The organism is Sphaerisporangium sp. NPDC004334 (assembly GCF_053602655.1).
Map to the genome: position 1 here is coordinate 20,257 of NZ_JBSGDZ010000057.1, position 6,753 is coordinate 27,009.

Sequence of the window (6,753 nt, forward strand, 5' to 3'; positions counted from 1 at the left end):
CGGAATTCGCACCGCGGCCCGTGAGCGGGCCGAGCCGCCCGCGACGGGCGGCCACCCGGGGGGCGTCGGAGCTCGCCGCGCGTCCGCGCCCGGCGAGGGCCCCGGACGTGAAGCTTTCACGACGGCGCGAGCCCGGACGCACGGTCGTCCCGGCAAGTGCGCGCAGGACGTTGACCGGGTGATCACCCTGACATACGGTGCGCCAGAGATGTTCGAGGATATGGCGAAATGTTTCGGGCCATGCTCGCCATGGCCGGGCCGATGGGAGCCTCGATGACACATCTCAGGTCCGTGTTGCTCGCCTTATGGCGTGATGTCCGCCGGACCAGCAGGCGGCCCGGCGACCGGTCGACGCCGTATCCGATGTCGAGCATTCCGTCCCCGTCCACGTTCGTGAAGGTGGCCGCCGCCGCGGCCGCCGCGGTCGCGGTCGCGGTGGCCTCCCCCGCTCTCGGGGCGTTCGGCGCACGGGGCGGCGATCACGCTACCAAGGTGACACCGAAGATGAACGGGCACTGGGTCAACACGTGGGTGTCGATGCCGCAGCTCACCGAGCCGTCCAACATGCCGCCCGCCCCCTTCACCCAGGACGGCCTCGTACTCGCCGACAGCACACTGCGGCAGACCGTCCACACCTCCATCGGCGGGCGGCAGGTGCGGCTGCGCTTCTCCAACGCCTTCGGCGGCACGGCGCTGCCGATCACGCGGGTCTCGGTGGCGCTCCCCGCCGGCGGCCAGGCCGGCGTCAGCGCCATCAAGCCCGGCACCTCCCAGCCGGTGACCTTCAACGGCCGGCCGTCCGTCGTCATCCCCGTCGGCTCGCTCGCCGTCTCCGACCCGCTGAACTTCGAGCTGGCCCCGCGGTCCGACCTCACCGTGACGATCTACCTGGCGGAGGGGCAGAAGTCCACCGCCATCACCTCCCACCCCGGCTCCCGCACCACCTCGTACATGGTCAACGGCGACCACGTGGACGCCGAGGACCTGCCGGGCGCCGCCTCCACCGCGCACTGGTACTTCCTCAGCGGGCTCGAGGTGTGGTCCAAGCCCGGCACCGCGGCGGTCGCCATCGTCGGCGACTCGCTCACCGACGGCCGGGGATCCACCACCAACGGGAACGACCGCTGGCCGGACCGGCTGGTCGAACGCCTGCACGCCTCTCCGGCCACCTCCGGCGTCGCCGTCCTGAACCAGGCGGCCGGCGGCAACCGCGTGCTCAACGACGGTCTCGGCCCGAACGCCCTCTCGCGCCTCGACCGCGACGTCTTCTCACAGAGCGGGGTGAAGTGGCAGCTCGTCTTCGAGGGCGTCAACGACATCGGCACCGCCGAAGCGAGCCAGGCCGCCCAGCGGCAGGTCACGGCCGACCTCATCGACGCATTCGGCCAGATGGTCATCAGGGCGCACGCGCTGGGCATCCGGGTGTACGGCGCGACGCTCACGCCGTTCGGGGGCAACCAGGCCTACGACGATCCGCAGGGCTACCGGGAGGCGTCCCGGCAGGCGGTCAACCAGTGGATCCGCACCAGCCGCCGCTTCGACGCCGTGATCGACTTCGACCGCGCGGCCCGCGACCCCGCCAACCCGCGGCAGCTCCTGCCCGCCTACGACGTGGGCGACCACCTGCACCTCAACCCCACCGGCTACCAGGCCCTGGCCGACGCCGTCCCCGCCCATCTGTTCAAGGACGTTCCCCTTCCCTGGGGCTTCGGCTTCGAGTGACACCCACGGGCCCATCTCCACCAGGGCTCGCGCTGACGGGCCCTGGTGCGGCGTACGGGCCGGATCACTGCTCCGAGCGCTGGTGCTCGTAGAAGTGGAGCCGGCCCCCTGGCCGCAGCACCCGCCGCACCTCGGCGAGCGGGCGCGGCTTCGGCGAGGCGATCGGCATCGCCGTGCTGCTCGTCGGGGTCTACCTCGTGCTCAACGCCGTCGTGGTCGCGGTCGCGATCGTCCACGTGCTGGAGCGGCCGTCGCTGGTCGTGGACTGGGAGCGGGTGCTGAGCGTCCAGTACAGCAGCCCGGTGGCGATGATCGCCCTGGCAGCGCTCGCCATGCCCAAGCTCGCGCTCGGCATGTCCGGCTTCGAGACCGGCGTCGCGGTCATGCCGCTGGTGAAGGGCGACCTCGCCGGGCGCGTCCGGGGGACCAAGCGCCTGCTCACCGTCGCGGCCGCCATCATGAGCGTCTTCCTGATCCTCAGCAGCTTCGCCACGACCGTGCTGATCCCCGAGCGGGAGTTCGAGAGCGGCGGCAAGGCGAGCGGCCGTGCCCTGGCCTACCTGGCCCACAGGTTCCTCGGCAACTGGTTCGGCTCGCTCTACGACGTCAGCACGATCGCCATCCTGTGGTTCGCGGGCGCCTCGGCGCTGGCGGGGCTGCTCAACCTGGTGCCGCGTTATCTCCCCCGGTACGGCATGGCGCCCGACTGGACCCGCGCGACCCGCCCCCTGGTGCTGGTGTTCACGGCGATCGCGTTCGCCATCACGTTCATCTTCGACGCCGACGTGGACGCGCAGGGCGGCGCGTACGCCACGGGCGTGCTGGTGCTGTTCATGTCGGCCAACGTCGCGGTCGCCCTGGCCGCCCGCCGGCACGGGCAGCGCGGGCTGATGTACGGGTTCGTCGCGATCGGCGTGGTGCTGGCGTACACGCTGGTCGCCAACGTCATCGAACGGCCCGACGGCGTGAAGATCGCCTCGTTCTTCATCGTGGCGATCATCGTCACCTCGCTGGTCTCCCGGGCCACCCGCTCGACCGAGCTGCGGGTCAGCGAGGTCCGTCTGGACGCGCAGGCCGACCGGTTCGTGCGGGACGCCTGCGGCGAGATCCATCTGATCGCCAACGAGCCGCATCGGCGCGACCAGGACGAGTACCACGACAAGCTGCGCGAGACCTGGCTGAACCACCGGCTGCACAGCAGGGACCCGATCATCTTCGTCGAGGTGACCGTGCCGGACGCCTCGGAGTTCGAGACCGAGCTGCGCGTCACCGGCGAGGAGAGGTACGGGCACCGCATCCTGCGCGTGGAGAGCTCGACCGTCCCGAACGCCCTGGCCGCGCTCATGCTGTACCTGCGCGACCGTACCGGCCGGGTGCCGCACGTCTACTTCCACTGGGCCGAGGGCAACCCGATCACGGCGATGCTGCGTTATCTGGTGTTGGCGGGGGCGACGTCCCGCCGCTCACCCGCGAGGTGCTGCGCCAGGCCGAGCCGGCGCTGGAGCGCCGCCCGCACGTCCACGTCGGCTGAGCGCGGGCGCGTGACCGTGCTGGCCGGGCGGACGGCCGGCACGGAACAGAGCAGAACGGAACGGGTCGATCAAGGGCGCTCGTCGGGATCGCGTCAATAATCCGGACAGACGCGTATGGAAGGCGTCAAGAGCCGTATTACCCCCCAAATCTCGCGATTTGCTGACTCTGTGGCCGTCCGTCTGGGCGGCCTCGAGCATGCTGATCCGGATTCCAAGGAGTGGGGATGGCCGACGTCATCTTCGTCGCCCTGACGATCGCGATCTTCGCGATCCTCGGGCTCGTCGTCAAGGCGGTGGAGCGCTTGTGAGCGCCGTCAACGCAGCCGGGCTGGTGGTCACCGCGGCATTGGTGATCTTCATGGTCGCGGCCCTGCTCTTCCCGGAGCGCTTCTGATGTCATCGACCTTCGCGGGCGTCCTGTTCATCGGATCCCTCATACTCGCCCTGGTGCTGACGCACCGCCCCCTGGGCGACTACATGTACCGCGTCTTCACCGGCACCCGGCACCTGGCCGTCGAGCGGGTGGTCTACCGGCTCATCGGCGTGCGCCCCGACGCCGAGCAGCGCTGGAGCGTCTACGCGCGCGCCGTGCTGGCCTTCTCGGCCATGTCCATCCTGTTCCTGTACGCCTTCCAGCGCCTGCAGGACAAGCTTCTGCTCAACCTGGGCCTTCCCGCGGTGCCCGACCACATCGCCTGGAACACCGCCGTCAGCTTCGTGACCAACACCGACTGGCAGGCGTACTCGGGCGAGTCCACCATGGGCCACCTGGTGCAGATGGCCGGACTCGCGGTGCAGAACTTCGTCTCGGCGGCGGTCGGCATCGCGGTGGCGATCGCCCTGGTGCGCGGGTTCGCCCGCAGGCGCACCGAGAACCTCGGCAACTTCTGGGTAGACCTCGTGCGCGGCACGGTGCGCATCCTGCTGCCGATCGCGTTCATCGGCGCGCTGGTGCTGGTGGCCGGCGGCCTGATCCAGAACTTCTCCGGCGTGCACGAGGTCGCCACGCTGGCCGGCGGCACCCAGAAGATCACCGGCGGGCCGGTGGCCAGCCAGGAGATCATCAAGGAGCTCGGCAACAACGGCGGCGGCTTCTACAACGCCAACTCCGCCCACCCCTTCGAGAACGCCACGAGCTGGACGAACTGGATCGAGATCTTCGCGATCCTTGTTCTGCCCTTCGCGCTGCCGCGCACCTTCGGACGGATGGTCGGCGACACCCGGCAGGGGTACGCGATCGTCGCGGTCATGGGCGTGCTGGCGTTCACGAGCGTCGCCGTGCTCACCGGCCTGGAGATCGCGCACCACGGCACCGTCCCCCAGGCGGTGGGCGCCGCGATGGAGGGCAAGGAGATCAGGTTCGGCGTGCCGGACTCCGGCGTCTTCGCGGCGGCCACGACGCTGACCTCGACCGGCGCGGTGAACTCCTTCCACGACTCCTTCACCGCCCTCGGCGGCATGATGACCATGGTCGACATGATGCTGGGCGAGGTCGCGCCCGGCGGCGTCGGCGTGGGCCTGTACGGCATGCTGGTGCTGGCGGTGATCACGGTGTTCGTGGCCGGGCTGATGGTCGGCCGCACTCCGGAGTACCTGGGCAAGAAGATCGGCGCCCGCGAGGTCAAGCTGGCCTCGATGTACTTCCTGACCACGCCGGTGCTGGTGCTCGTCGGCACCGCCCTGGCGATGGGATCGCCGGCCGAGCGGGCGAGCATGCTCAACTCCGGTCCCCACGGCCTGTCGGAAGTGCTCTACGCGTTCACCAGCGCGTCCAACAACAACGGCTCGGCGTTCGCCGGCATCACGGTGAGCACCCCCTGGTACGACACCGTCCTCGGGTTGTGCATGGCGTTCGGCCGGTTCCTGCCGATCGTCTTCGTGCTGGCCCTGGCGGGGTCGCTGGCCGGGCAGGCGCCGGTGCCGGCGTCGGCGGGCACGCTGCCCACCCACCGGCCGCAGTTCGTCGGCATGGTCGTCGGCGTGACCGTCATCCTCGTCGCGCTCACCTTCCTCCCCGCCCTGGCGCTCGGGCCTCTCGCAGAAGGAATCAGCTAATGGCCACACCTGGGATCTACGCCCCGGGCCGTGCCCCCGCACCGCCCGGACCCGCTCCCGAACCCCGCGACGAAAAGGTCGGGGGCGGGCTGCTCGACCCCAAGCAGCTCCTCACCTCACTGCCCGAGGCGCTGCGCAAGCTGAATCCGGTGACGTTGTGGCGTAACCCGGTGATGTTCATCGTGGAGGCCGGGGCGGTGTTCACCACCGTGCTGGCGGTGACCGGCCCGTCGTTGTTCGCCTGGGCGATCGTGGTGTGGCTGTGGCTGACCGTGCTGTTCGCCAACCTCGCCGAAGCCGTCGCCGAAGGCCGCGGCAAAGCCCAGGCCGCCACCCTGCGCGCCGCCAAACGCGACACCACCGCCCGCCGCCTCACCCGCTGGACCCCCGGCCAGGACCCGCAGACCTGGGACGTCGTCGGCGCCCCCGAACTCCTCCAAGGCGACCACGTCATCGTCGAAGCCGGAGAGACCATCCCCGGCGACGGCGACGTGACCCAAGGCATCGCCAGCGTCGACGAATCAGCCATCACCGGAGAATCCGCCCCGGTGATCCGCGAGTCCGGCGGCGACCGCTCCGCCGTCACCGGCGGCACCAAAGTCCTGTCCGACCGCATCATCGTGCAGATCACCCAAAAACCCGGCGACAGCTTCATCGACCGGATGATCGCCCTGGTCGAAGGCGCCAACCGGCAGAAGACCCCCAACGAGATCGCCCTGAACATCCTGCTGGCCGCACTCACCATCATCTTCCTGGTCGCCACCGCCACCATGCAGCCCCTGGCCATCTACTCCACAACCGCCAACCCCGGCGTCCCCGACTCAGCCGCCCTCACCGGCGACGGCGTCACCGGCATCGTGCTGGTCGCCCTGGTGGTCTGCCTCATCCCCACCACCATCGGCGCCCTGCTGTCGGCCATCGGCATCGCCGGCATGGACCGCCTGGTCCAACGCAACGTCCTGGCCATGTCCGGCCGCGCCGTCGAAGCCGCCGGCGACGTCAGCACACTCCTGCTGGACAAGACCGGCACCATCACCCTCGGCAACCGCCAAGCCTCGGACTTCCTGCCCGTCCCCGGAGTGGACGAACGCGAACTGGCCGAAGCCGCGCAACTGGCCAGCCTGGCCGACGAGACCCCCGAAGGCCGCTCCATCGTCGTGCACGCCAAACAGACCTACGCGCTACGCGAGCGCGCCCCCGGCGAACTCGACCACGCCGACTGGGTGCCCTTCACCGCCCAAACCCGCATGTCCGGGGTCGACGTGGCAGGACGGCAGGTACGCAAGGGCGCCGCCACCTCGGTCATGAAGTGGGTGCGCGACCACGGCGGCCACCCCACCGGCGAAGTCGGCCCGCTGGTCGACGGCATCTCCGCCTCCGGCGGCACCCCCCTGGTCGTCGGCGAGATCACCACCGCCGGCACCGCCCGCGTGCTCGGCGTCAT

General features: G+C 70.3%; 5 protein-coding genes. All 5 read left to right on the plus strand.

The features are described from left to right. The first annotated feature begins 363 nt into the window (after positions 1-363). Positions 364-1,722: an SGNH/GDSL hydrolase family protein gene (locus ACWEN6_RS39865; protein WP_452577314.1), complete on the plus strand. Its 1,359-nt coding sequence runs from the start codon at positions 364-366 to the stop codon at positions 1,720-1,722. A gap of 173 nt (positions 1,723-1,895) precedes the next feature. After that, positions 1,896-3,353: a hypothetical protein gene (locus ACWEN6_RS39870; protein WP_452577315.1), complete on the plus strand. Its 1,458-nt coding sequence runs from the start codon at positions 1,896-1,898 to the stop codon at positions 3,351-3,353. A 205-nt stretch (positions 3,354-3,558) separates the two neighbouring features. Next, positions 3,559-3,648 (plus strand): K(+)-transporting ATPase subunit F, encoded by a 90-nt coding sequence (gene kdpF / locus ACWEN6_RS39875; protein WP_354843158.1) that lies wholly within the window; start codon positions 3,559-3,561, stop codon positions 3,646-3,648. Then, complete coding sequence (gene kdpA, locus ACWEN6_RS39880) at positions 3,648-5,309, plus strand: potassium-transporting ATPase subunit KdpA (RefSeq protein ID WP_452577317.1); 1,662 nt, start codon at positions 3,648-3,650, stop codon at positions 5,307-5,309. The genes kdpF and kdpA overlap by 1 nt, the downstream gene beginning before the upstream one ends. Then, positions 5,309-6,753, plus strand: a 1,445-nt coding sequence (gene kdpB, locus ACWEN6_RS39885; protein WP_452577318.1) for a potassium-transporting ATPase subunit KdpB, incomplete at its 3' end; no start/stop codon positions are given. The genes kdpA and kdpB, both read left to right, overlap by 1 nt.